The organism is Microbacterium sp. 22195, assembly GCF_052056515.1.
In the GTDB taxonomy this organism is placed as follows: domain Bacteria; phylum Actinomycetota; class Actinomycetes; order Actinomycetales; family Microbacteriaceae; genus Microbacterium.
Genome location: NZ_JBQEPE010000001.1, coordinates 329,790 through 353,686, shown reverse-complemented (window position 1 = coordinate 353,686; position 23,897 = coordinate 329,790). Strand labels below are relative to the sequence as shown.

21 protein-coding genes, 1 tRNA gene and 1 other RNA gene are annotated in these 23,897 nt (G+C 70.1%); 15 read left to right on the top strand and 8 right to left on the bottom strand.

The features are described 5' to 3' along the window. Window positions 1–128: 128 nt before the first annotated feature. From rnpB to ACTJJ4_RS01735, 3 genes are all read right to left on the bottom strand, one after another. An RNA gene (rnpB, locus tag ACTJJ4_RS01745) (RNase P RNA component class A) lies at window positions 129–494 on the bottom strand. 29 nt (window positions 495–523) lie between these two features. Next, a complete protein-coding gene (locus ACTJJ4_RS01740) occupies window positions 524–2,287 on the bottom strand; it encodes a bifunctional 3'-5' exonuclease/DNA polymerase (protein WP_440941757.1) in 1,764 nt (587 codons plus the stop codon). Between the two features lie 28 nt (window positions 2,288–2,315). Beyond that, entirely contained in the window at window positions 2,316–3,050 is a 735-nt protein-coding gene (locus ACTJJ4_RS01735) for a zinc ribbon domain-containing protein (protein WP_292702257.1), read from the bottom strand. Between the two features lie 93 nt (window positions 3,051–3,143). On the opposite strand from ACTJJ4_RS01735, the gene ACTJJ4_RS01730 reads away from it, so the two are divergent. From ACTJJ4_RS01730 to ACTJJ4_RS01705, 6 genes are all read left to right on the top strand, one after another. Next, window positions 3,144–3,983 (top strand): aldo/keto reductase, encoded by an 840-nt coding sequence (locus ACTJJ4_RS01730; protein WP_440941756.1) that lies wholly within the window; start codon window positions 3,144–3,146, stop codon window positions 3,981–3,983. Further along, window positions 3,980–4,933 carry a methyltransferase family protein gene (locus tag ACTJJ4_RS01725; protein WP_440941755.1) on the top strand — a complete coding sequence of 318 codons (954 nt, stop codon included), beginning with the start codon at window positions 3,980–3,982 and terminating at the stop codon, window positions 4,931–4,933. Before ACTJJ4_RS01730 ends, ACTJJ4_RS01725 begins: the two co-directional genes overlap by 4 nt. A gap of 5 nt (window positions 4,934–4,938) precedes the next feature. Beyond that, window positions 4,939–6,024 carry an acyltransferase family protein gene (locus ACTJJ4_RS01720; RefSeq protein WP_440941754.1) on the top strand — a complete coding sequence of 362 codons (1,086 nt, stop codon included), beginning with the start codon at window positions 4,939–4,941 and terminating at the stop codon, window positions 6,022–6,024. 82 nt (window positions 6,025–6,106) lie between these two features. Continuing rightward, window positions 6,107–6,739 (top strand): hypothetical protein, encoded by a 633-nt coding sequence (locus tag ACTJJ4_RS01715; RefSeq protein ID WP_440941753.1) that lies wholly within the window; start codon window positions 6,107–6,109, stop codon window positions 6,737–6,739. 166 nt (window positions 6,740–6,905) lie between these two features. Then, the gene (locus ACTJJ4_RS01710; RefSeq protein ID WP_440941752.1) at window positions 6,906–7,952 is read left to right on the top strand and encodes an iron-containing redox enzyme family protein; all 1,047 of its coding nucleotides are present in this window, start codon (window positions 6,906–6,908) and stop codon (window positions 7,950–7,952) included. Further along, window positions 7,949–8,155 (top strand): CDGSH iron-sulfur domain-containing protein, encoded by a 207-nt coding sequence (locus ACTJJ4_RS01705; protein WP_292702270.1) that lies wholly within the window; start codon window positions 7,949–7,951, stop codon window positions 8,153–8,155. The genes ACTJJ4_RS01710 and ACTJJ4_RS01705 overlap by 4 nt, the downstream gene beginning before the upstream one ends. 9 nt (window positions 8,156–8,164) lie before the next feature. On the opposite strand, the gene ACTJJ4_RS01700 is transcribed toward ACTJJ4_RS01705, so the two are convergent. Both ACTJJ4_RS01700 and ACTJJ4_RS01695 read right to left on the bottom strand, forming a co-directional pair. Further along, complete coding sequence (locus ACTJJ4_RS01700; RefSeq protein WP_440941751.1) at window positions 8,165–8,722, bottom strand: dihydrofolate reductase family protein; 558 nt, start codon at window positions 8,720–8,722, stop codon at window positions 8,165–8,167. A 47-nt stretch (window positions 8,723–8,769) separates the two neighbouring features. Further along, a tRNA-Val gene (locus tag ACTJJ4_RS01695) sits at window positions 8,770–8,842 on the bottom strand. 153 nt (window positions 8,843–8,995) lie between these two features. On the opposite strand from ACTJJ4_RS01695, the gene aceE reads away from it, so the two are divergent. The 6 genes from aceE (at window position 8,996) to ACTJJ4_RS01665 (ending at window position 16,636) form a co-directional block, all read left to right on the top strand. Beyond that, window positions 8,996–11,722 carry a pyruvate dehydrogenase (acetyl-transferring), homodimeric type gene (gene aceE, locus ACTJJ4_RS01690; RefSeq protein ID WP_440941750.1) on the top strand — a complete coding sequence of 909 codons (2,727 nt, stop codon included), beginning with the start codon at window positions 8,996–8,998 and terminating at the stop codon, window positions 11,720–11,722. Between the two features lie 28 nt (window positions 11,723–11,750). Continuing rightward, window positions 11,751–12,941 (top strand): PucR family transcriptional regulator, encoded by a 1,191-nt coding sequence (locus tag ACTJJ4_RS01685; protein ID WP_440942800.1) that lies wholly within the window; start codon window positions 11,751–11,753, stop codon window positions 12,939–12,941. 106 nt (window positions 12,942–13,047) lie between these two features. After that, complete coding sequence (locus ACTJJ4_RS01680) at window positions 13,048–13,968, top strand: ACP S-malonyltransferase (RefSeq protein ID WP_440941749.1); 921 nt, start codon at window positions 13,048–13,050, stop codon at window positions 13,966–13,968. After that, complete coding sequence (locus ACTJJ4_RS01675; RefSeq protein WP_440941748.1) at window positions 13,965–14,966, top strand: beta-ketoacyl-ACP synthase III; 1,002 nt, start codon at window positions 13,965–13,967, stop codon at window positions 14,964–14,966. Before ACTJJ4_RS01680 ends, ACTJJ4_RS01675 begins: the two co-directional genes overlap by 4 nt. A gap of 63 nt (window positions 14,967–15,029) precedes the next feature. Further along, window positions 15,030–15,278, top strand: a complete 249-nt coding sequence (locus ACTJJ4_RS01670; RefSeq protein WP_193596127.1) for an acyl carrier protein — start codon at window positions 15,030–15,032, stop codon at window positions 15,276–15,278. Window positions 15,279–15,400: 122 nt separating this feature from the next. After that, window positions 15,401–16,636: a beta-ketoacyl-[acyl-carrier-protein] synthase family protein gene (locus tag ACTJJ4_RS01665; RefSeq protein WP_440941747.1), complete on the top strand. Its 1,236-nt coding sequence runs from the start codon at window positions 15,401–15,403 to the stop codon at window positions 16,634–16,636. A gap of 61 nt (window positions 16,637–16,697) precedes the next feature. Here ACTJJ4_RS01665 and yczE read toward each other — a convergent pair whose 3' ends face one another. Continuing rightward, window positions 16,698–17,360, bottom strand: a complete 663-nt coding sequence (yczE, locus tag ACTJJ4_RS01660) for a membrane protein YczE (protein ID WP_440941746.1) — start codon at window positions 17,358–17,360, stop codon at window positions 16,698–16,700. Between the two features lie 95 nt (window positions 17,361–17,455). On the opposite strand from yczE, the gene yczR reads away from it, so the two are divergent. Next, window positions 17,456–18,859, top strand: coding sequence for a MocR-like transcription factor YczR (yczR, locus tag ACTJJ4_RS01655; RefSeq protein WP_440941745.1), 1,404 nt, complete (start codon window positions 17,456–17,458; stop codon window positions 18,857–18,859). 148 nt (window positions 18,860–19,007) lie between these two features. Here the strand turns inward: yczR and ACTJJ4_RS01650 are convergent, their stop codons facing one another. Continuing rightward, on the bottom strand, window positions 19,008–19,511 hold the full coding sequence (locus ACTJJ4_RS01650) for a DUF3145 domain-containing protein (RefSeq protein WP_285630577.1): 504 nt from the start codon (window positions 19,509–19,511) through the stop codon (window positions 19,008–19,010). Window positions 19,512–19,694: 183 nt separating this feature from the next. Then, window positions 19,695–20,468, bottom strand: a complete 774-nt coding sequence (locus tag ACTJJ4_RS01645; protein WP_344289100.1) for a hypothetical protein — start codon at window positions 20,466–20,468, stop codon at window positions 19,695–19,697. Window positions 20,469–20,640: 172 nt separating this feature from the next. Between ACTJJ4_RS01645 and ACTJJ4_RS01640 the strand changes: the two genes are divergently transcribed. Both ACTJJ4_RS01640 and ACTJJ4_RS01635 read left to right on the top strand, forming a co-directional pair. Continuing rightward, on the top strand, window positions 20,641–22,638 hold the full coding sequence (locus tag ACTJJ4_RS01640) for a DUF262 domain-containing protein (protein WP_440942799.1): 1,998 nt from the start codon (window positions 20,641–20,643) through the stop codon (window positions 22,636–22,638). Then, window positions 22,638–23,891 carry an alpha/beta fold hydrolase gene (locus ACTJJ4_RS01635; protein WP_440941744.1) on the top strand — a complete coding sequence of 418 codons (1,254 nt, stop codon included), beginning with the start codon at window positions 22,638–22,640 and terminating at the stop codon, window positions 23,889–23,891. Before ACTJJ4_RS01640 ends, ACTJJ4_RS01635 begins: the two co-directional genes overlap by 1 nt. Window positions 23,892–23,897 lie beyond the last annotated feature (6 nt).

The following is a 23,897-nucleotide window of genomic DNA, read 5'->3' as shown; positions in this document are numbered from 1 at the left end:
TGCGTGCTGTGCGTGTCCGACACGGGAAGAGACGCCGTGCCGGCCCTTTCATTACGCGGGAATCGGGATTCTCCCGAAGACGGAGAGACCCGTCCGACCGGGGAACCCCTGTCGGACGGGTCGAAATGCGAGCGGGCCGGCCTGTACGCCGGGTTCTGTTCAGGAGCTCGCGCTCCCTTGACGGCCATCTCTCTCGGCGACACGTTGCCGTGCCGCTCCAGCAACCTACCCGAGGACTCGGCGGGCCGCGTCGACGTCCTCTGTCTGGTCTTGCTCCGGGCGAGGTTTACCTGGCGGGACATGTCACCATGTCCCCCGGTGGTCTCTTACACCACCCTTTCACCCTTACCCCGCGTCACGAGGACGGGGGCGGTCTTCTCTCTGTGGCACTTTCTCGCGGATCACTCCGGGTGGGTGTTACCCACCGCCCTGCCCTGCGGAGCCCGGACGTTCCTCGGTGCGCTCTCGCGCCACGCGACCGTCCGGCCGACCCGCTCGCCCTCCGATTCTACCGGGACGCGCGTCACTTCCCCGCGTCGGCGCTGATGTGCAGATCCAGAGGCACGTCGATCGCGAACCCGGGGAACAGGCGTGCTGTCGCCGCCTCGGCGGCGCCGCGCACGGCGGACGCCACGGCATCCGCCTGCTCCGCCGGGCAGTGCACGATCACCTCGTCGTGCAGGAAGAACGCCAGATGCGCCCGCGTGGAGAAGACCGGGCCGGATGCCGGGGCGGGGGCGGATGCCGCCGGCAGCGCCATCAGGCGATGCCGGATCTCGGCGAGCCACAGCAGCGCCCACTCCGCGGCCGTACCCTGCACCACGAAGTTGCGGGTGAAGCGTCCGCGGTCCCTGGCGCGGCTGCGCGCACGCGACTCGTCCGCACCTCCCGCACCCGGATCGCTGGCCTGCGACTGCGCACGGCGCCAGGCCTCGTCCGGGCGCGGGGAGCTGCGACCCAGCAGCGTGCTGACGACGCCGCCCTCCTCGCCGGTGCGCGCCGCGGCGTCCACCAGGCCCATCGCCCGCGGATACACCGAGCGCAGTCGTGGCACGAGGCGACCGCTCTCGCCCGTGGTCGCGCCGTACATGGCTCCCAGCACCGCATACTTGGCCTCCTGGCGCGTGGCGACCGCACCCGAGCGCACGACCCCGTCGTACAGATCGGCGCCGCGCGCAGCATCCGCCATCGCGGCGTCGTGCGACATCGCCGCCAGCACGCGGGGCTCCAGCTGCGCCACGTCGGCGGCGACGAAGGTCCAGCCCGGATCGGCGTGCACGGCCGTTCGCAGCTGCCGAGGGATCTGCAGCGCTCCGCCGCCCGAGGATGCCCACCGACCGGTGACGACGCCTCCGGTCAGGTAGACCGGCCGGAAGCGATCCTCGTGCACCCACTCGTCGAGCCAGGCCCAGCCGTTGGCGGCGAACAGCCGCGACAGCTTCTTGTACTCCAGCAGCGGCTCCACCACCGGATGGTCGATCTCGGACAGCTCCCACTTCGAGGTCGAATCCACGAACACCCCGACGCGATGCAGCGCGCGCAGCACCCGCGGTGGACTGTCGGGGTTCAGGTCCGGGTCGTTCAGCGCATCCGCGATCCTCGTGGCCAGAGCCGCCATGCGCGCGGGCCGCGCCCCGCGCAGCGGCTTGGCCCCCAGCGCCTCCTCCAGGATGCGCTGGTGGATCGCCGTGCTCCAGGGCAGTCCAGCCGCGGTCATCTCCTCCGCGATCAGCGCGCCGGTGGACTCGGCGGCGCACAGCAGAGCCAGCCGGGCATCGGGCGCGCGGCCGAGAGCTCCCTGCTGGGCCCGCCACTGCGTCAGCGCCTCGTCGAAGTCGTCGGAGCGCGGCAGGCTCGGCAGATCGACCTCGAACAGACCCGGTTGCACAGCGGCGTCCTGCACCTCGTCGGTGCGCACCCACCGCGGCGACGGGGGCAGAGGCTCGGCCAGCGATGCCGTGTCCCGCAGGATGGCGTGGCAGAGCAGCAGGTCGTGCGCGCGGCGCAGCCGGATGCCGGACGCGAGCAGCGGCGGATAGAAGGTGCGCAGTGAGCGCACGGTCCAGCGCGGCGAGCGACGCTCCTCCAGCTCCCGCACGCGATCCGGCAGCTCCTCGTCCGAGACGCGCTCCGCCTCGACGGCCGCGAGCGGATCCTCCAGCACGGCCAGCATCCAGCCTCGTCCGTCAGCGGCGCGGGCCACCAGAACGTGCGGCGGCGTCGACGACGGTGCGGGCGAGCTCACGGCATCCGGTCTACCACCGACATCCGACGTCGTTCCCGTCATGAACCGGCGACGGTGCGCCGGACGCGCGTCACAGCCCGGACTCCTCCGTGCGCACGAGGATCGCCCCGCACTCGGGGCAGGAGAGCACCTCGTCCGGTGCGGCCTTGCGCACCTCGGTGAGGTCGGTGCCGGCGAGCACCATGCGGCATCCCTCGCAGACGCCGCGGCGCAGCAGCCCGACGCCGATCCCGCCGCGGGCGGAGCGCCGCTCGTACTCGGCCATCAGGTCTGCCGCGACGGTGCCGGCGAGAGCGGCGCGATCGCGGGTGAGGTGCTCGGACTCGGTCGCGGCGGCGGCCATCTCGGCCTTCGCCGCAGCGGTCAGCGCGGCGCCCTCCGACTGGGTCTGGTCGATCAGCGCCTGCTGGGCGTCGACGGCCGCCTGCGCCTCCTCCACGCGCCCCATGACCTCCAGCTCGGAGTCCTCGAGCATGGAGATGCGACGGGTCAGGCTGTCGATCTCGTTCTCCAGCGCCTGCGCCTGCTTGGGGTCGGTCGCCGAGGTCAGCCGCTCGCCGTCCCGATCACGGCGCTGGGTCGCGAGTGCCACGTCCGACTCCAGGCGCTTCAGCTCGGCACGCGCGTCGTCGAGGGCTCCCGCGAGGGAGGTCAGCTCGGCCAGCTGCTGCTTGCGCACGCCGGCGAGCTCGTTGATGCGTGCGCCCTGCGCGGGCTGCGTGCGAGCACGCTCCGCCTGCTGGAGCCGACGGTCGAGTTCGGCGATCTCGAGCAGGGTGCGCTGGTTCTCGGGAGTGGCTTTCACGCTGTCAAATCTATCCGGTGCGGGTGGTCCCGTCGACGCGCACCGCGTGAGCCCGGCGCGTAGGCTGGCGGCACGTCGATCCGGAGGAGTCCCATGGCCGCCATCCCTCAGTTCACCGCGCACAACGGCTTCGCCCTCCCCGCCGTCGGGCTGGGCACCTACGGTCTGCGCGGGCAGGCCGGAGCGGATGCCGTGGCCGAAGGCATCCGAGGCGGCTACCGCCTGATCGACACGGCGTTCAACTACGAGAACGAGGGGATCGTGGGCGCAGGGGTGGCGGCATCCGGAGTCGACCGCTCAGACCTCATCGTCACGACCAAGCTTCCCGGCCGCCATCACGAGAGCGCGAAGGCGCGCACCAGCATCGAGGAGAGCCGAGCCCGGCTGCACCTGGACGCGACGGACCTGCACCTGATCCACTGGCCCAACCCGAGCAGGGACCTCTATGGAGAGGCGTGGCGGGCGCTCGTCGACGCGCAGCGCGACGGCCTCGTCCGGCAGGTCGGCGTGTCGAACTTCCTCGCCGCGCACCTCGACCGCATCGAGGCCGAGACGGGCGTGCGGCCGGTCGTCAACCAGATCGAGGTGCATCCGTACTTCCCGCAGTCAGACGCTCTGGCGCTGCACGCCGAGCGCGGCATCCTGACTGTCGCGTGGAGCCCGCTGGGCCGCGCGAAGGAGGTCGTCGAGGAGCCCGTGATCATCGAGATCGCGCAGGCGCACGGCATCAGTCCCGTGCAGACCGTCATCGCCTGGCACGTCGCGCGAGGCACCGTCTCGATCCCCAAGGCGTCGTCGGCTGATCATCAGCGCGCCAACCTCGCCGCCGCGGCGGTCGTGCTGGACGCGGCCGAGGTCGAGGCGATCACGGCGCTGGGCCGAGCCGACGGCCGCCTGTTCGACGCCGACCCCGCCGCGCACGAGGAGATGTGACCCTCACCGCACGTCTGGACTCTCGCTGGGGGCGCGCGTACTTCGGCGCACAGGCCGCCGCGGGCGCGCTGTGGTGGGCTGCTGTCGCGCTCTCCCCCGGCATCCGGATGCTGACGCTCGGCGACCTCTCCGCGGGACTGGTCGCCGCAGTCGACATCCCCCTCTTCGTCGTCGCGTCTGCGCTCGCCGCTTTGGGGGTGAGGCTCGCCGCCGAGATCACGGCCGGCTGGACCGTGCTGGTCACGGCGGCGATGGCCCTGTACTCGACGATCACGTCGCTCGCGGGGTGGGGCTCCCTGCTCATGATCGCCGCGTCGGTCAGCTCGGTGGGCGCGCTGCTGCTGGTCCGGCTGAACCGGATTCCCTCGGAGTGGCTGCTGATCGGGCCGTTCCGGGCGCGCGAAGCCACGTCGGCGCCCCCGCGAACTCAGCTGCTGCGCACGGCCGGCCAGATCGTGGTCTTCTGGGGCGTCTGCCTCGTGGTCGTCCCCGCGGGCATCGCGCTCGTCGAGCTCCGGTGGGGACTGCGGATGCCGTTCCCGCCCGCCGTCGCGATCTCCGGCATCGTCCTCCTCGCGGCCGCCTCCGCGCTCGGCATCTGGTCGGCGGTCACGATGGCGGGGCACGGTGACGGGACCCCGCTGCCGGTCGCGACCGCCCGGCTGCTCGTCGTGGGCGGCCCTTACCGGTTCGTGCGCAATCCGATGGCCATGGCCGGGATCGCGCAGGGCGTGGCAGTCGGCCTGATGTGCGGCTCGTGGCTCGTCGTGATCTACGCGCTGTGCGGATCGCTGGTGTGGAACGACCTCATCCGGCCGTGGGAGGAGCGGGATCTCGTCGCCCGGTTCGGCGCCTCGTACGAGGCGTATCGCGACCACGTGTCCTGCTGGATCCCGCGGCGCCCACGCCGCCGTTCCTCCGGTTCCGTCAGCGACCCCCTCGTATACTGACCGGGATGTCCGAGCACACCGATTCCGCGTCCTCCCCGGCCCCTGCGACCCGCGCCGAGGCGCGCCGTGGCACCGACCGCAGCGGCGGCGGCGCCGACATCAGCCGAGCGCTGGACCGGCACGATCGCCGGATCGGATGGATGGACCTGCTGCGCGGACTCTCGATCCTGCTGGTGATCCTGCACCACAGCACCCAGATCACCGCCTACCGGATCGGCGAGGTGCCCGGCGCCTTCGAGTTCGTGAGCAACTTCTTCGCGCCGTTCCGCATGCCGATGCTGATGTTCCTCTCCGGGCTGCTGGTCGCGGGCTCGCTGCACGCGCCGACCGGCAAGTACGTCTGGGGCAAGGTGCGCCGCATCCTGTGGCCGATCTTCGTCTGGACGCTGGTGTACGCGGCGATGGAGTTCGTGGCGGAGCCGTCTCAGGTGAAGTACATGCCGTGGGAACTCGGCTTCTGGAACACCTACCTGTGGTTCATGCAGTTCATCTTCGCGTACTACATCATCGCGCTCCTCATGAAGTGGCTGCCGATCTGGGTGCTGTTCGCGGTGCCGTTCGTGCTGATGTTCGTGATCCCCGCCGACCTCGAGCTGCTGCGCCGCTTCTTCTATCTGATGCCGTTCTTCTTCCTGGGCGCGTTCATCGAGAAGCACTGGGACGAGTACGCCAAGCGCCTGAGCGTGCCGCTCGCGGCGGGACTCGCGATCATCCCGATCGGTGTCGGCCTGTACTCCGGTCTCATCGACCCGCTCTGGTACGAGCCCCTCTCGGCGGTGCCCGCGATGCTCGGGATCATGATCCTGGTGCGGCTCACCGCCGCCGCGCCGGATGCCCGCTGGCTGGCGCCCGCCCGGTTCGTGGGCAGGTACTCCCTGATCTACTACGTCTCGCACTACCCCGTCTTCGCCGCCCTGGGGTGGCTCGCGCTGAAGGCCGGGTTCGACAACCCGACGCTGGGTCTGCTGGTCATCTTCCTGGCGACCGTGGCGATCTCGACGGGCTTCGCCCTGCTGGGCCGCCGGATGCCGGTGAGCCTGCTCTTCGAGCTTCCGCGCCGCCTCTGGCCGGCGAAGAAGGCCGCCGCCTGACGCGCTGCCTGACAGCGTCTCTGGTGCTGTGAGCATGGAGGATCAGCCGCCCGTGCCGTGGTTTCGTCGTCATCCCCGGCGAATGATCATCGGTGTTCTCACGATCGTCGCCCTCGTCGCAGGCGTGATCGGGCTCGTTCAGATCTCGAACGCGGTCCGGGGCGGCTATGCGATCGAATACGCCGAGGTGATCAGCGCCGAGGACTATGCAGCGCTGGTCCGCGCTGTCGTCACGACGACCGGGAGCGACGAGGTGTTCGGGATCTCCATCGACCACGTCGAAGCCGCAGCATCCGACACGGCCGTTCCCGACGTGACGACATCCGTGGTCACCGCGCCGACCACGAGCCATCCCTTCGGGGCATCGTGGGAGTGGCGCGAGGGCGCACTCGTGCTGCTCGCGGCCCTGACGTCCGATGACACACCGGCAGGAGATGGCTCCTTCCCTCTCGGCGACATCGCCCCCGAGGAGTTGAACCTGATCGACCGTCGCATCCGCGACGCCATGCCGTACGGCGTCACCGAGGCGACCCTGACCGTTCAGAAGCACGGCGACGGCCCCGTGATCCGGGTGCACGCCCGCAACCGCGGCACGGATGACAAGGTCGATGCCCGCGCGACATCCGAAGGACGCATCATCGATGGCACCGTCTGCATCGCGACGGGCCACCACCGCGGTGGCGGCGTCACGTTCAGCTGTCATGCGGTGAAGTAGCGAAGGCGGAAGGGCTCCGACCCGGGTGGCTCTGGGGGTGGTCCCGAACGACTTCGCCCTCGGGCACGGCCGCGCGCGTAGCGCGCGACGGACGCCCCGGTCAAGGCCCTGCCGCGGCGCGGTGTCGTCATGGAGACTCGCCTCCTCGACGTATGGGAGGGCATCGATGACCATCACCGCACCCGCGCTCGCCGGCGCCGCCGTCCGTCCTCGGGGCCCGCTGGGCGAGGCCGTTCTGGACGCTCTGACCGCCGCGGAGCCCGCCGACCAGGAGACGCTGGCCCGGCAGGCCGAGGCCGCCCTGCGCTCCTGTTCGGGCATCACGACGGACGAGGACATCCAGCTCGCGCTCTTCCTGCTGTACGCCTCGGCGTACGGCACCCTGGACGGCCTCGAGGCGGACCGCGAGTGGGAGCCGGCGCTGATCGCCGTTCGCCTGATGCTCGAGAGCGCATTCGAACGGGCGCTGCGTGCCCGCGTCACGGTGCCGGACCTCCCGGAGCCGACCGCCGACGCCGTCGCGCGGGAGCTGTTCGCCCTCGTCGCCGCCGACGACGGGCCCAGCCTGTCCCGTCACCTGGCGAGGCGGGCCACCGCCGATCAGGCGCGGGAGTTCCTGATGCAGCGTTCGATCTACACGCTGCGCGAGGCGGACCCGCACTCCTGGGCGATTCCCCGCCTGTCGGGCTCGCCCAAGGCCGCACTCGTCGAGATCCAGTCGGACGAGTACGGCGGCGGGCGCTCGGATCGGGTGCACGCCGAGCTCTTCGCGAAGGCCCTGCGCGGCGCCGGGCTGGACGACACCTACGGCGCATACGTCGACGACGTGCCCGCGATCACGCTGGCCTCGCTCAACATGATGTCGATGTTCGGGCTGAACCGGCGGCTGATCGGCGCGATCGTGGGACACCTCGCCGCGTTCGAGATGACCTCCTCGATCCCGAACCGCCTCTACGCCGACGGGCTGAGACGACTCGGGTTCGAGGACGATGTCACGGACTACTTCGACGAGCACGTCGAGGCGGATGCCGTCCACGAGCAGATCGCGGCGCGCGACCTGGCCGGCGGCCTGGCCGCGCAGCATCCGCACCTCCTGCCGGACATCATGTTCGGCGCCGCGGCGTGCCTGGCGATCGACGGCGCCGTCGCCGGTCACATGCTGGATGCCTGGGAGGGGCAGTCGTCCTCGCTGCGCACGGCGGTGACTCCATGAGCGCGTCCGCACCGCAGCCGACGATCACGCCCTACCCGGACGGACCCCTCCTGCTTCGCGGCGACGTGGTGCTGCAGACCGCGGACGGCGAGGTCATCCCCCGTCGACGACGCACGGTGGCGCTGTGCCGGTGCGGGCTCTCGGCCATCAAGCCGTTCTGCGACGGCACGCACAAGGCGGCAGGCTTCCGCACTGAGGACTGAGGCCGCGGGTCAGCGGGCGCGCCGGTAGTGCATGTCGACCGCCCCGCTGCGCAACGGAGTCGCGGAGATCAGCTCGAGCCTGCGGGTGGCGGGCAGTCCGCCCTGGAACAGGGTCGGGCCGTGCCCGGCGATCATCGGCTGCACGAGGAAGCGGTACTCGTCGATCAGGTCCAGTCGGTCCAGCTCGTTGGCGAGCGAGCCGCTGCCCAGGAGCACTCCCGCGGGGGTCTCGTCCTTGAGCCGCTGCACGCCCTCGCGCAGATCGCCGGAAAGGTGGTGGCTGTTGCTCCATGGGAAGTCCGTGCGCGTCGACGACACGACGTGCTTGGGCTTGGCATCGAGCTTGACCGCCCACTCCCACATCGCGGGCGGAGCCTCCTCCTCGCCGCGGGCGACGGCAGGCCAGTAGCTCTCCATCATCTCGTAGGTGACGCGGCCCCACAGCATCGCGCCGGCCCCGTCCATCAGGCCCGTGAAGAAGGCGTGCGACTCGTCATCGGCGATCCCCTCGCGGTGGTCGACGCAGCCGTCCAGGGTGACGTTGAGGCAGAAGGTCAGGGTTCCCATGACGCGAGCCTAGGTCGCGGGAGGGACGCCCGCCAGGGGTCTCGATGTGGGCCCTGCCGGGATCGAACCGACGACATCCACGGTGTAAACGTGGCGCTCTACCAGCTGAGCTAAAGGCCCTCGGGTATCGATCCTAGCGGGAGCCCGTTGCGGCATCCGACCCGCGAACGGATATAGGCTGAGCACAGCGCGTGTTGTGCCGAGCCGACAAGGCTCCCCCACGTCGCTTCCCGTTTCCTTGGCACGACCTGCCAGTAAGACGAAAGGCTCCACGTGACCGTTCACGATCAGGATCCGTACTCTCAGGGCCCCCTCGACAGCGATCCGGAGGAGACCGGCGAGTGGCAGCAGTCGCTCGACGAGCTGGTCGACGCGAAGGGCCACGGTCGCGGGCGCGAGATCATGCTCAGCCTGCTGAAGCGCTCCAAGGACCTGCACCTCGGCGTGCCGATGGTGCCGACCACCGACTACATCAACACCATCGCTCCGGAGAACGAGCCGGAGTTCGGCGGCGACGAGGAGATCGAGCGCCGCTACCGGCACTGGATCCGCTGGAACGCCGCGATCACCGTGCACCGCGCGCAGCGCCCGGGCATCGGCGTGGGCGGTCACATCTCCACCTACGCCGGCGCGGCCTCGCTCTACGAGGTCGGCTTCAACCACTTCTTCCGCGGCCAGAACCACCCCGGCGGCGGAGACCAGATCTTCATCCAGGGCCACGCCTCCCCCGGCATCTACGCCCGCTCCTTCCTCGAGGGTCGCCTGAGCGAGGCCGACATGGACGGCTTCCGCCAGGAGAAGTCGCACGAGGGCCACGCACTACCCTCGTACCCGCACCCGCGCTCCATGCCGGACTACTGGCAGTTCCCGACCGTGTCGATGGGCCTGGGCCCGATCAACGCGATCTACCAGGCGCAGTCGAACAAGTACCTCGCCAACCGCGGCATCAAGGACACCTCCGACCAGCACGTGTGGGCCTTCCTCGGCGACGGCGAGATGGACGAGGTCGAGTCCCGCGGCCAGCTGCAGGTCGCGGCGAACGAGGGCCTGGACAACCTCACCTTCGTGATCAACTGCAACCTGCAGCGTCTGGACGGCCCGGTCCGAGGCAACGGAAAGATCATCCAGGAGCTGGAGTCGTTCTTCCGCGGCGCCGGCTGGAACGTCATCAAGGTGGTCTGGGGCCGGGAGTGGGACGACCTGCTCGCCCGCGACACCGACAACGCGCTGCTGAACATCATGAACGCCACCCCGGACGGCGACTATCAGACCTACAAGGCCGAGTCGGGCGCGTACATCCGCGAGCACTTCTTCGGCAAGGACGAGCGCGCCGCCGCCCTGGTCAAGGACTACACCGACGAGCAGATCTGGCAGCTGCGCCGCGGCGGCCATGACTACCGCAAGGTGTTCGCCGCCTACAAGGCCGCGCTCGAGCACAAGGGCCAGCCCACCGTCATCCTCGCCAAGACCGTCAAGGGCTACGGCCTGGGTCCGCACTTCGAGGGCCGCAACGCGACCCACCAGATGAAGAAGATGACGCTGGAGAACCTCAAGACCTTCCGCGACACCATGCAGATCCCGATCACGGACGCGCAGCTCGAGGAGAACCCGTACCTGCCGCCGTACTACCACCCGGGTGAGAACGACGAGACGATCCAGTACATGCTGGAGCGCCGTCGCGCCCTGGGCGGCTTCATCCCGGAGCGCCGCACGAGCCACACCGCGATCACGCTGCCGGACGACTCCACCTACGCGCTCCCGAAGAAGGGCTCCGGCACGCAGGAGATCGCCACCACCATGGCGTTCGTCCGACTGCTCAAGGACCTGCTGCGCTCCAAGGACTTCGGCAACCGCATCGTGCCGATCATCCCGGACGAGGCGCGGACCTTCGGCATCGACGCGTACTTCCCGACCGCGAAGATCTACAACCCGAACGGTCAGCACTACACGTCGGTCGACCGCGAGCTGCTGCTGGCCTACAAGGAGAGCCCCCAGGGCCAGATCGTGCACGTCGGCATCAACGAGGCGGGCGCCACGGCCGCGTTCACGGCCGCCGGCACCTCGTACTCCACGCAGGGCGAGCCGCTCATCCCGATCTACATCTTCTACTCGATGTTCGGATACCAGCGCACGGGCGACGCGCTGTGGGCGGCCGGCGACCAGATGGCGCGCGGATTCGTCATCGGCGCCACCGCGGGCCGCACCACCCTCACGGGTGAGGGTCTGCAGCACGCCGACGGCCACTCGCCGCTGCTCGCGTCGACCAACCCGGCGACGGTGTCCTACGACCCCGCCTACGGCTACGAGATCGCGCACATCATGCGCTCGGGCCTGGAGCGGATGTACGGCGGCAACCACCCGAACCCCGACGTCATGTACTACCTGACGGTCTACAACGAGCCGCTCGTGCAGCCAGCGGAGCCCGAGGATGTGGACGTCGACGGTATCGTGCGCGGCATCCACCGCATCTCGGTCGACTCCGGCGAGGGCCTGAAGGCTCAGCTGTTCGCCTCGGGCGTGGGCGTTCCGTGGGCGCTGGAGGCGCAGGAGCTGCTCCGCAAGGACTGGAACATCAGCGCCGACGTGTGGTCGGTCACCTCGTGGGGCGAGCTGCGCAACGACGGTCTCGCGGCCGACGAGCACAACTTCCTGCACCCCGAGGAGGAGCCCCGCACGGCCTACCTCACCGAGAAGCTGCAGGGCGCCGAAGGTCCCGTCATCGCCGCGAGCGACTTCATGCACGCCGTGCAGGACCAGATCCGCCAGTGGGTGCCGAACCCGTACTACACGCTCGGCGCCGATGGCTTCGGCTTCTCCGACACCCGCGCCGCGGCCCGTCGCTTCTTCAAGATCGACGGTCCGTCGATGGTCGTCCGCACCCTGCAGGCGCTGGCCGACCAGGGCAAGATCCAGCGCTCCATCGTCGGCGACGCGATCATCAAGTACGCGCTGCACGACGTGAACGCGGGCTCCAGCGGAAACGCAGGCGGCGAGAGCTGAATCTGTGACAGGTCCCACCACGTCGGCCATGGACAAGGCCGCCACTCTCGCCTGGCTGCGCCGGATCTCCGGTGACATCGCCACGGTGACGATCAAGCGGCTGGAGGACACCCTCCCGTGGTACGCCGACATGCCACCGGCCCGGCGGTCCGCCGTCGGGCTGGTGGCGCAGGCGGGGATCACATCCTTCATCCAGTGGTACGAGGACCCGTCCTCCACCCCCTGGATCGCGGCCGACATCTTCGCCGCAGCTCCCCGTGAGCTGCTGCGCAGCGTCAGTCTGCAGCAGACGCTGCAGCTGATCCGCGTGACGGTCGCGGTGACCGAGGAGCGCGTCGCCGGCCGTGGCGAGGACCTGCGCGAGGCCATCCTGCTGTACTCCCGCGACGTCGCGTTCGCGTCGGCGGACGTGTACGCCCGCGCGGCCGAGGCCCGCGGGTTGTGGGATGCCAGGCTCGAGGCGCTCGTCGTGGACTCGATCCTCACCGGCGAGGCCGATGAGGAGCTGCCCAGCCGCATCGCGGCCCTGGGCTGGCACGGTCACGGCGAGGTGTGCGTGCTGGTCGGCACGACACCCCCGCAGTTCGACGTCGACCAGGTCCGACGCACCGCGCGGCGCCTCTCGGTGGACGTGCTGATCGGCGTGCAGGGGTCGCGGCTGGTGCTCGTCGTCGGACGCGCCCGGGTTCCGGGCAAGGAGACGACGGAGGAGGAGCTGCCGTTCGCCGAGATCGCCCAGCGCCTGGAGCCGTCGTTCGGTCCCGGTTACGTCGTGCTCGGTCCCCCCGTCGCCGCGCTGGTGGATGCGGGGCAGAGCGCACGCGCCGCGCTGGCAGGTTTCGCCGTCGCGCGCGCCTGGCGAGGAGCCCCGCGCCCGGTCGAGGCGGACGACCTGCTCCCCGAGCGCGCCCTGGCCGGCGACACGCTCGCCAAGCAGACGCTGATCGAGCGGATCTTCCGACCGCTGCAGGCGCACTCCCCCGATCTGGTGACGACGCTGTGGAGCTATCTCGACAACGGGCGTTCGCTCGAGGCCACCGCCCGCGAACTGTTCGTCCACCCGAACACCGTGCGCTACCGCCTCAAGCGCGTCAGCGAGGTGATCGGCTGGGATGCCACCGGACCGCGTGAAGCGCTGATCCTGCAGACCGCGCTGATCCTCGGATCGATCGGAGCATCCGAGCCGAGCCGCCGCCGTGCGGCACCCCGCCGCCGCTGATCGCGACCCGCGGCACAGCATCCGCTGTACGCCACGCACAAGCGAATCGCGGATTCTTGTGATGAATCATCCACTGTCTCTTCGCCATCGTTGGCAGAATGGATGGGTGATCGTCGTCGCCTGCCCTGGACAGGGCTCCCAGACCCCCGGATTCCTCGCACCCTGGCTCGAGCTGGACGGCGTCGCCGAGCAGCTCGCCGAGTTCTCGGATGCCGCCGAGGTCGACCTGATCAAGCACGGCACCGAGTCGGATGCCGACACCATCCGCGACACGCGCATCGCGCAGCCGCTGATCGTCGCGGCGTCCATGGTCGCAGGCAAGCAGCTCATGCTCAGGGCCGGGCGGCGCCCGGACGGCCTCGCAGGCCACTCGGTCGGCGAGCTCGCCGCCGTGGCGGCCGCCGGTGTCATTCCGGGCATCGACGCCATGCGGCTCGTCGGCATCCGCGGCCGGGCCATGGCCGACGCCGCAACTCAGGTCCCCACCGGCATGAGCGCGGTGCTCGGCGGCGACGCCGATGATGTGCTCGCCCTGCTCGACGACCTGGATCTCACCCCCGCCAACTACAACGTCGCCGGGCAGATCGTGGCCGCCGGCGCGCTGGAGAGCCTCGCGAAGCTCGCGGAGAGCGCCCCGCGCGGCGTCCGCGTCATGCCGCTGCAGGTCGCCGGCGCCTTCCACACCTCCTACATGGGGTCCGCGGTGGACACGCTCCGCGCCGCCGTCGACGACGTCGTGGCGGACGACCCGACGATCACCCTCTGGTCGAACCGCGACGGAGCCGTCGTCACCGACGGACGCGACGCGCTCGACCGCATCGTCACGCAGGTGTCCTCGCCGGTCCGCTGGGACCTGTGCATGGAGTCGATGGCCCAGGCGGGCATCACCGGCTTCATCGAGGTCGCCCCGGCCGGCGCGCTCGTCGGCCTCGCCAAGCGCGGCCTGAAGGGCGTGCCCAGCGTCGCCGTGAAGACCCCTGACGACCTCGACGCAGCAGTCGCGCTGCTGAACGGAGAAGCAGCATGAGCGCCACCATCACCCAGGCCACCGGAGCCGCGCACACCCGGATCTACTCCGTCGGCGCCGCCCGCGGCGAGAACGCCGTCCCCAACGACGACCTGGTCGGCCCGATCGACTCCAGCGACGAGTGGATCCGCCAGCGCACCGGCATCATCACGCGTGCTCGCGCCGTGCCGGAGACCGACGCGATCGACCTCTCCTCCGCCGCAGCGTCGGAGGCCGTGCAGCGCTCCGGAGTCGACCCGGCAGACATCGACCTGGTCATCGTCGCCACCATCAGCAACCCCAAGCAGACGCCCTCGGTGTCGGCGATCGTCGCCGATCGCATCGGCGCGAACCCCGCGGCCGCGTACGACGTCAACGCCGCCTGCGCGGGCTACGCCTACGCCGTCGCGCAGGCCGATGCGCTCATCCGCGCCGGCGCCGCGCACTACGCCGTCGTGGTCGGCGCGGAGAAGCTGTCCGACATCGTCGATCCGACCGACCGCAGCATCTCCTTCCTGCTCGGAGACGGCGCAGGCGCCGTGGTGATCGGCCCCAGTGAGACCCCCGGCATCTCCGCCACCGTATGGGGCTCCGACGGGTCCAAGGCCGACCTGGTCGGCATGAACCACACGCTCACCGAGTTCCGTGACGGGACCTCGCCGTGGCCGACCCTCCGCCAGGAGGGTCCGAGCGTGTTCCGCTGGGCCGTCTGGGAGATGGCCAAGGTCGCCCGCGAGGCCCTCGAGAAGGCCGGCATCGAGGCGTCCGACCTCGCCGCCTTCATCCCGCACCAGGCGAACCTGCGCATCGTGGAGGAGTTCGCCAAGCAGCTGAAGCTCCCCGAGACCACCGTCATCGCACGCGACATCGAGACGACCGGCAACACCTCGGCCGCCTCGATCCCCCTTGCCACCCACCGTCTGCTCGAAGAGCACCCCGAGCTCAGCGGTGGTCTGGCGCTGCAGATCGGCTTCGGCGCAGGGCTCGTCTTCGGCGCGCAGGTGGTGGTGCTCCCCTGATCGGGAGCGCCTTCCCTAGACTGTTCACCGGTTCCGAAACCATTCCGAGAAAGAGGAAACACCATGGCTCTCACCACCGACGAGGTCCTCGCAGGACTTGCTGAGCTGGTCACCGACGAGACCGGCATCGACGCATCCGAGGTCGCGATGGAGAAGTCGTTCACCGACGACCTCGACATCGACTCGATCTCGATGATGACGATCGTCGTCAACGCCGAGGAGAAGTTCGGCGTGACCATCCCCGACGACGAGGTCAAGAACCTCAAGACGGTCGCCGACGCCGTCAACTTCATCGTCGCCGGCCAGGAGTAAGCACCACCGCGGATGCCACCCCCGCCGGCCCTGCACTCGACAGGCTCAGCAGCCGGTCAGCCGGCGCGGGGGGTGGCATCCTCCTTCTCCCCGAACCACCTCCCTCCTCACGAAGGACCTTCATGACCAAGCGCATCGTCGTCACCGGTATCGGCGCCACGTCCGCTCTGGGCGGCACGGCCCCAGAGAACTGGGCCAATCTGCTCGCAGGCAAGTCCGGTACGCGCACGCTGGAGCACGACTGGATCGAGAAGTACCAGATCCCCGTGCACTTCGCCGCCGAGGCGACCGTCCGTCCCGAGGAGGTGCTCCCCCGTCACGAGGCCAAGCGCCTCGACCCCTCGACGCAGTTCGCGATGATCGCCGCCCGCGAGGCCTGGGAGGACGCCGGTTCGCCCGAGGTCGCTCCCGAGCGCCTCGGCATCGACTGGGCCACCGGCATCGGCGGCGTGTGGACGCTGCTGGACGCCTGGGACACGCTGCGCGAGAAGGGACCGCGCCGCGTCATGCCGCTGACGGTTCCGATGCTGATGCCCAACGCCGGTGCGGGAAACCTGTCGCTGCACTTCAACGCCAAGGCCTTCGCGCGCACGGTCGTCAGCGCGTGCGCCTCCAGCACGGAGTCGATCGCGAACGCCTACGACCACCTGCAGGACGGTCTCGCCGACGTGATCATCGCCGGTGGCGCGGAGTCCGCGATCCACCCGATCACCATGGCGTCCTTCGCCTCGGCGCAGGCCCTGTCCCGCCGCAACGACGACCCGGCCACCGCCTCCCGTCCCGGCGCCATCGACCGCGACGGTTTCGTCATGGGCGAGGGCGGTGCGGCGCTTGTCCTCGAGACCGAGGAGCACGCCAAGGCCCGCGGCGCGAAGATCTACGCCTACCTGGTGGGCGGCGGCGTCTCCGCCGACTCGTACCACATCACCGGCAACGACCCCGAGGGTGCGGGCGCGGCCCGTGCCGTCGAGCAGGCGCTGGAGCAGGCGGGTGCCACCGCGGACGAGGTCTCGCACATCAACGCGCACGCCACGTCCACCCCGGTCGGCGACCCGAACGAGTACGAGGCGCTCAAGCGCGTGTTCGGCGACCGCATCGACGAGATCCCCGTCTCCGCGACCAAGGCGTCGACCGGCCACCTGCTGGGCGGCACCGGCGCGCTCGAGGCCGTGTACACGATCCTCGCGGTGCGCGACCGCGTCGCGCCGCCGACCATCAACATGACCGAGCCCGACCCGGCCGTCCCGTTCAAGCTCTCGACCTCGCCGCAGCCGCTCGGCGACGGCGATCTGCTCGCGATCAGCAACTCGTTCGGCTTCGGCGGCCACAACGCCGTCGTCGCGTTCCGCAGCGCCTGAACCGGTGCCGACACCAGGACGCCCCCGTGGATTCCCCGGGGGCGTCCTGCTGCTCCCGCCGTCAGTCCGCCGGCCGAGCGAGCGCAAGGGCGCGGGATGCCCGGATGCGGGTGAACACCGCGAGGAACCAGCCGACGAGCGGCCCCACTCCGAACGCGAACAGCACGGTTCCCACTCCGACCGGACCGCCCAGCAGGAAGCCGATCAGTAGGACGCCTCCCTCGAGCACGGTGCGGACCATCCACACAGGACGCCCTGTTCGCGCCACCAGTCCGGTCATCAGCCCGTCGCGCGGCCCGGGACCGAAGTCGGCGGAGATGTACAGGCCGGTGGCGAATGCGAGCAGCACCAGCCCGCCGACGAACATGGGCGCGCCGATCCAGACCGAGGGCGCGGGAGGCACCAGCCCGAGCGTGAGGTCGGCGCTGGGCCCGATCAGCACGGCGTTCAGCACCGTGCCGATCCCCAGCCGCTGACGCAGCGGTATCCACAGCAGGAGCACCACGGCGGCCACCAGGCAGGTCACCACCCCGAAGGCGAGGCCCGTGCGCTCGGCGATGCCCACGGCCAGCACGTCCCAGGGCGCCACGCCGATGCCCGCCCGCACCATCAGCGCCATGGCCGCGCCGTACAGGATGAGCCCGGAGAGCAGCTGCGCGAGTCGCTCGACGAGCTCGCGTCGACTCGAGGCTGCGATGGGCGTGAGGATCGACCGTGCGTTCATGAGTCCATGCTGATGCCGCATCCGGCGCCGCCACCGAGACCACTCCTCACAAAGTGGTCTGCTGATCTCGGTCCACTTTGCGGCATGCTGGGAACATGACGTCACGACTGGTCGATCAGCTCGGCGCCCAGAGCGTGGCTGGGGTGAGCGCCGCGGGCCTGGCGGACCAGATCCGCGCCCTGATCCTGGACGGGCGGATCACCATCGGCGAGCGATTGCCCAGCGAACGCGCACTGGCGACGGAGCTGCGCCGCTCGCGCTCGACCGTGACCCGAGCCTACGATCTGCTCGCGGCCGCCGGATACGCGGCGCGTGTGCACGGAGGTGGCACCCGGGTGGCGCTGCCGAACGGCTCCGTCGCGCCGAGCCCGTCCGACGACGAGACCGCGATAGACCTCTCCATCGCGTCGATGGACTCGACCCCCGGGCTCTACGACGCCACCGTGCGCTCACTGCCGCGCCTCGCCGCGCTGCGCGGCACGAGCGGCTATTCGCTGCAGGGATTGCCGGAGCTGCGGGATGCCGTCGCGCAGCGCTTCACCCAGCGCGGCGTTCCGACATCCGCCGAGGAGATCATGATCACCTCGGGCGCGCTGAACGCCATGAACCTGATCCTGGCGGCGATCGGTCGACGAGGAGAACGGGCCCTGGTCGAGCAGCCCACCTTCCCGCACGCGCTGGAGTCGCTGCGCCGCCACGGCTACCGGCTGCTGCCGACTCCGGTCGACGTCGACGGCTGGGATGCCGCTCACCTCATGGACCTGGTGCTGCGCAGCCGTCCCCACATGGCGTACCTCATCCCCGACTTCCACAACCCCACCGGGGCCACACTGCCCGATGCCGCACGCTCTCGGGTCGCCGCCACGGCACGCAGCGCCGGCACGCACCTCATCGTCGACGAGACGACGGCAGAACTCGACATCGACCGTGGATGGAGCCCGGTGCCGATGGGGGCATTCGGCCCCCACGTGCTCACGATCGGGTCGATGTCGAAGATCGCCTGGGGCGGCATGCGCCTGGGCTGGATCAGGGCGGAGCCCGGGATCATCGCGCGGCTGCTCGCCGTACGCCCCTCGTTCGAGCTGGGCACCGCGCTGCTGGAGCAGTGCATCGCCATCGAGCTGCTCGACGACATGCCCGCACTCCTCGGACATGTGCGAGAGCGGCTGCACGCGGGCCGCGAGGCCGTGGCCGCGGGCGTCGCCCGCATGGACGGTCTCGCGATGCCCACCGCCCCCGGAGGCCTGTCGACCTGGCTGGACCTCGGAGCACCCATCTCGACGCGGCTGGCGCTCAGCGCGCGGGAGCACGGGCTGATCCTGCCGCCCGGTCCGCGTTTCGCTCTGGGAGGGGTCCTGGAGCGACGCCTCCGGATCCCAATCACGCTCACACCCGAACGCACCACCACGGCGATGGACCGGCTGGCCGCAGCATGGACCGCCGTGCGCGACCGCACCGTCGACGATGCCCTCCCCCTGCAGCCCACAGCGGTGATCTGAGGCCGAGAGCGCCGGGGCATGACGAAGCCCCCTGCTTCCCCGCAGGGGGCTTCAGTCGTTATGCGGAGGATTCGCTTTCTCGGCATCCGGGAGGTGATCACCGGATCCCGTTACTCGGGCCTCCTCCGCACGTCCATGGGGCCTGTGGCTACCCGACCTTGTGGAGCCACACGACGCGCGCATCATCGCCGGCGTGACGGAACGGCTCGAGCTCCTCGTCCCACGCGGCGCCGAGGGCGACGTCGAGCTCCCGCTGCAGCTCGACCATGCTCCCCGCCGCGATCTCCATCGCGTAGCGGATGCGGTCCTCGCCGATCACCACGTTGCCCGCGGAGTCGGTCTGCGCGTAGTGGATGCCGAGGTCGGGCGTGTGCATCCAGCGGCCGCCGTCGTTCCCAGCCGTCGGGTCCTCGGAGACCTCGAAGCGCAGGTGCTCCCAGCCGCGGATGGCCGTCGCGATGGCGGAGCCGGTGCCGACCGGCCCATCCCAGTAGAACTCGGCGCGTCGGGTGCCCGACTGCACCGGCTGATCGCTCCAGTCGAAGCTGACGGCGCGACCGATAGCGCGTCCGACCGCCCATTCGAGGTGCGGGCAGAGCGCGCGTGGGGCGGAGTGGACGTACACCACTCCGCGTGCGTATCCCGTCGCCATGATCTCTCCGTTTCATCAGGTGCGTCTTCCCCTACGACCTGACCGAAGAACCTCGGCGAGCTATGCGGTTATGAGGCGATTATCGCCCAGATCCCGGGGAATGACAAGCATGTGATTCCCCCGAATGCGACAGCGGCCCCGATCCACGAGGGACCGGGGCCGCTGCGATGCGGATGCGGAGACTCAGGCCTCGCTCATCGCGAGCTTGGCCTGCTGGCCCTTGGCCGCGTAGTAGGCGGCACGCGCGGCGTCCTTGCGGGCCTGCTCGGCGTAGCCGTGCTCGAGCACGTCCTGCGGAACCTCGAACTGAGTGTGCTGGTCGGTGCCGTGGTACTTCTCGATGTAGGCGTCCAGCTCAGGACCCGAGGTCCACGAGGTGATCAGGTTGTAGCGCGGCTCGGTGCCGTTGTGCGTGGTCGCGTGCCACAGGCGCTGCGTGTCGATGATCAGCTGCGCGCCGGCGGGCAGCGCGATGCGCACCTCGCCCTGGGGGTCGGTGCGGTTCTCACGGAGGACGAAGAAGCTGTCCTTGTCGTCGGTCAGGTTGAAGAAGCCGCGCACGACCCAGCCGGTGCCGTCCGGGTTGAGACGGTTGTTGTCGTCCTGGTGAAGGTTGTAGAGGCAGTCGCCGTAGGGCGTGGGCTGCAGCTCGATCACGCGGCAGCGGCCGACGTTCGCGCCCGGCTCCTTGGCGCGGCGGGTCAGGTTCGGGGCCTTCTCGACCTGCGAGTCGATCCAGACGCCGTCCTTGTCGGTGCGCGGCGGCTTGTGGTTCCAGAAGCCGTTGCACTCGATCTCGCCCTTGGCGCTCGCGAGCGGGGCGAAGCGGGTGTCACCCGAGGACTTCCAGTCGTTGTACTCCAGGTCCAGCCATTCCTTGGGGTCGAGCTCCTGGGCGTAGCTGTCGAGGATGACGAATCCCTTTTCCTCGAGCGCTTCGGACTTGATGTATCCCATGATCCGAGTCATGTCCTTTCGTAGCGGGCCAGCACGTTTTAACAGGCCCTACTTAGGTAAGCCTACATCCGCCTCCTGGACACGCCCCAGAGGCCGACCGGAGAAAATCGGGCCGGACTAGACTCGTCCCGGCAGCGTTCATCTGCCCGCTGATCGGAGGATTCACGCAGTGATGGCAACGGCGACCAATGTCGACGCGACCGCGACGGGCACCATCGAATGGCTCGCAGCCCCCACGACCAACATCGTCGTCCCGGTGTATCAGCGCCAGTACCGCTGGGACATCGGCGCCTGCGAGAAGCTGCTCTCCGATGTCCGCACGGTCGCGGGCGAAGGGGCGGACCACCGGCACTTCATCGGATCGATCCTGTCCGCCGAGGACGCTGCGGGAGGCGACCTGGTGCTGATCGACGGGCAGCAGCGCGTGACCACGATCATGCTGCTGATCGCAGCCCTGCACCACACCATCCGCGAGACGGACCCGGTCATGGCATCCGATCTGGAGCGGGTCCTGGTCCGCGCCGATGACTCCTCTCGCACCAAGCTGCGCCCGCACCACGCCTGGGCCGATCTCTACGAGTCGGTGGTCCTGGACCGCCGCGACGACGCCGACCGGGAGTCGCGCTTCGACGACAACTACGCCTTCTTCCGCAGCCAGGTGCACGCGGACGAGGCCGCGCGGATCTGGCAGGGCCTGCAGCGGCTGGAGCACGTCTCGATCACGCTCGGCTCCTCGGCCAACGCGCAGCAGATCTTCGAGAGCCTGAACTCCACCGGCCAGCCGCTGCGGGATCACGAGCTGATCCACAACTACATCCTGATGGGCCTCTCGCACGCAGAGCAGCTCGACGTCGAGGAGCGGTTCTGGCTCCCGATCGAGCGGCACACCGGCGAGACCATCGGCGCGTTCTGGCGGCACTACCTGATGATGACGATGGGCCGCGAGATCGACGCCGCCGGCGAGCACGGCGTGTACGCCGCGTTCCGCGGATCGTTCGCCCGCCTCGACGTCGAGCACCTGCGCGCGGATGCCGGTCTCTGGCGCGAGTACGCCGAGATCTACGGCATCCTGCTGGACCCGTCCGGCGAGCCGGACGACGGCATCCGGCTGCAGCTGGAGCACGTGAACACGTTCGGGCGCACCTCCTATCCGCTGGTGATGAGCGCCTACGGCGACCACCGCCGCGGGCTGATCAGCCGCGCGGAGCTGATCGAGGTGCTCGAGTGGGTGCAGGCGCTGTTCCTGCGCCGCGCCATCGTCGGCCTCCCCACCGATCGCCTGATCGCCCGCCTGTGCCGCGCCCGGACGGAGGGCCGCGAGTCCCTGATGCGCGCGATCGCCCGCATCACCCCGTCCGACGAGCGCGTCAGCGCCGTGCTCAAGTACGGCGAGCTCCCCCACCCGGCATACGTGCTCGGCCGCATCGAGGGTGTGGAGGACGTCACGGACTTCGACGTCGAGGCGATCGTGCCGCCGGTGCCCGCCACCACGTGGAGCGGCGACGGGATCCGCCCGTGGACCGAGTACAGCGAGGACGAGCAGAACAGCCACCGCGCCCTGTCACCGACCCTCGGCAACCTCACCCTGCTCGAGGAGTCGCTCACGATGCGCGTGTTCGGCGCATCCTTCCCCGACAAGCGCGATCAGGCCTATGCCCGCAGCACCGTCCCCGCCACGCGAGAGCTGGCCGACGTCACGGCCTGGGGCACCGCCGCGATCTCGGAGCGGACCGTGCGGCTCTCGGCGGAGCTGGTGCGCATCTGGGCGCGCCCCGACGTCGGCGAGATCGACGACGACGGTCTGACGCCCGTGCTGGACGCCGTGCGCCGGCGCGGCTGGCCCGCCGGCTGGGATCGCGAGTTCGACTACTGCGAGTACCGCGGCGAGCACTGGGAGGTCAAGGACGTCAAGGCGCTGTTCAACCGCGTCTTCCGGCGTGCCTGGACCGACGACCGGCCCGCCGCGCTCGCCTACAGTGCGCGCCACGGCGGACCGCTGTACGAGTCGATGGCCTGGAAGGGCCACTGGGACACCCTCGCCGAGGGCTGCCATCTCTACATGGGATGGGATTCGAACTACATGATGACCGCCCTGCAGGGGGTGCTGGAGGAATCCGGCATCTCCGCAGAGGTGTTCGTGAAGTACTCCTACATCGGGAACGTGATGTGATGACGACGAAGACGACGATCCGCCGCATGCAGGGCCTGACGATCGAGGAGCACACCCTCACCGTCCCGCTGGTGTGGGGCGACCCGACCGACACCCGCACCATCGACGTGTTCGCGGCGGTCGTCTCCCGCGAGGGCGGCGAGGACCTCCCGTACCTGCTCTTCCTGCAGGGAGGGCCCGGGCACGAGGCGCCGCGCGCGTTCCAGAACTCGTCTTCGCCCGCCTGGCTGGACGCGGCTCTGAAGGAGCACCGCGTGGTCCTGCTCGACCAGCGCGGCACCGGCCGATCGACGCCGGTCGGAGACCGCGATCTGGAGCGCGGGTCGGATGCCGTCGCCGAGCACCTCACGCATCTGCGGGCCGACTCGATCGTGCGCGACGCGGAGGCCGTGCGGGAGCACCTGGGCGCTGAGACCTGGAACGTGCTCGGACAGTCCTTCGGCGGGTTCACCACGCTCGCGTATCTGTCGACGGATGCCGCGTCGCTGGACCGCGTGTACTTCACCGGCGGACTCAGCACGATCGACCGCGCCCCCGACGAGGTGTACGCGCTCTGCTACGACAAGATGCGAGACGCCTCGGAGCGCTACTACCGGCGCTTCCCCGAGCATCGCGACCGCATGCGCCGGCTGGTCGACCTCGCAGCATCCGGCGGCATCGTGCTGCCCGGCGGCGAGGTGGTCTCCCCCTCGCGCCTGCGCTCGTTCGGCTCGGCGCTGGGCACCAACGACGGCTGGCAGACGGTCTGGTCGCTGCTGGAGCTGGACCCGGCGTCGAACGCCTTCCGGTACGACCTCGCCGCGGCCATGCCGTTCGACGGCCGCAATCCGCTGTACTTCGCCTTCCATGAGTCCAGTTACGCCTCGGGGCATGTCACCCGCTGGTCCGCCGAGCGGGTGGAGCCGGCCGACTTCGTCGAGGACACCTCGCTGTTCACGGGTGAGCATGTGCGCCGGGAGTGGACCGAGACCGTTCCCGCGTTCCAGCCGTGGCGCGACGTGACGCTGGCGCTGGCCGAGCACGAGTGGCCGAGGATCTACGACCGCGCCGCGCTCGAGGCATCCGATGCACGCGGAGCCGCCGCCGTCTACGTCAACGACGTGTACGTGCCGATGGAGTTCTCACTCGAGACCGCCCGGCTGCTGCCCGGCGTGACCCCGTGGGTCACCAGCGAGCACGAGCACAACGGACTCCGCGGCGGGCCCGTCCTGGAGCACCTCGTCGATCTCGCGCACGGGCGCCGCGTGCGCTGACTCGCG

Excerpts from the sequence above, each read along its gene's own strand:
- yczR (WP_440941745.1), top strand. The coding sequence starts at position 17,456 with ATGACGTCACGACTGGTCGATCAGCTCGGCGCCCAGAGCGTGGCTGGG.
- ACTJJ4_RS01700 (WP_440941751.1), bottom strand. The coding sequence starts at position 8,722 with ATGGGAACCCTGACCTTCTGCCTCAACGTCACCCTGGACGGCTGCGTC.
- ACTJJ4_RS01740 (WP_440941757.1), bottom strand. The coding sequence starts at position 2,287 with ATGACGGGAACGACGTCGGATGTCGGTGGTAGACCGGATGCCGTGAGC.
- ACTJJ4_RS01640 (WP_440942799.1), top strand. The coding sequence starts at position 20,641 with ATGGCAACGGCGACCAATGTCGACGCGACCGCGACGGGCACCATCGAA.
- ACTJJ4_RS01720 (WP_440941754.1), top strand. The coding sequence starts at position 4,939 with ATGTCCGAGCACACCGATTCCGCGTCCTCCCCGGCCCCTGCGACCCGC.
- ACTJJ4_RS01635 (WP_440941744.1), top strand. The coding sequence starts at position 22,638 with ATGACGACGAAGACGACGATCCGCCGCATGCAGGGCCTGACGATCGAG.
- yczE (WP_440941746.1), bottom strand. The coding sequence starts at position 17,360 with ATGAACGCACGGTCGATCCTCACGCCCATCGCAGCCTCGAGTCGACGC.
- ACTJJ4_RS01645 (WP_344289100.1), bottom strand. The coding sequence starts at position 20,468 with ATGGGATACATCAAGTCCGAAGCGCTCGAGGAAAAGGGATTCGTCATC.
- ACTJJ4_RS01675 (WP_440941748.1), top strand. The coding sequence starts at position 13,965 with ATGAGCGCCACCATCACCCAGGCCACCGGAGCCGCGCACACCCGGATC.
- ACTJJ4_RS01670 (WP_193596127.1), top strand. The coding sequence starts at position 15,030 with ATGGCTCTCACCACCGACGAGGTCCTCGCAGGACTTGCTGAGCTGGTC.
- ACTJJ4_RS01715 (WP_440941753.1), top strand. The coding sequence starts at position 6,107 with ATGATCATCGGTGTTCTCACGATCGTCGCCCTCGTCGCAGGCGTGATC.
- ACTJJ4_RS01650 (WP_285630577.1), bottom strand. The coding sequence starts at position 19,511 with ATGGCGACGGGATACGCACGCGGAGTGGTGTACGTCCACTCCGCCCCA.
- ACTJJ4_RS01705 (WP_292702270.1), top strand. The coding sequence starts at position 7,949 with ATGAGCGCGTCCGCACCGCAGCCGACGATCACGCCCTACCCGGACGGA.
- ACTJJ4_RS01685 (WP_440942800.1), top strand. The coding sequence starts at position 11,751 with ATGGACAAGGCCGCCACTCTCGCCTGGCTGCGCCGGATCTCCGGTGAC.
- ACTJJ4_RS01665 (WP_440941747.1), top strand. The coding sequence starts at position 15,401 with ATGACCAAGCGCATCGTCGTCACCGGTATCGGCGCCACGTCCGCTCTG.
- ACTJJ4_RS01710 (WP_440941752.1), top strand. The coding sequence starts at position 6,906 with ATGACCATCACCGCACCCGCGCTCGCCGGCGCCGCCGTCCGTCCTCGG.
- ACTJJ4_RS01730 (WP_440941756.1), top strand. The coding sequence starts at position 3,144 with ATGGCCGCCATCCCTCAGTTCACCGCGCACAACGGCTTCGCCCTCCCC.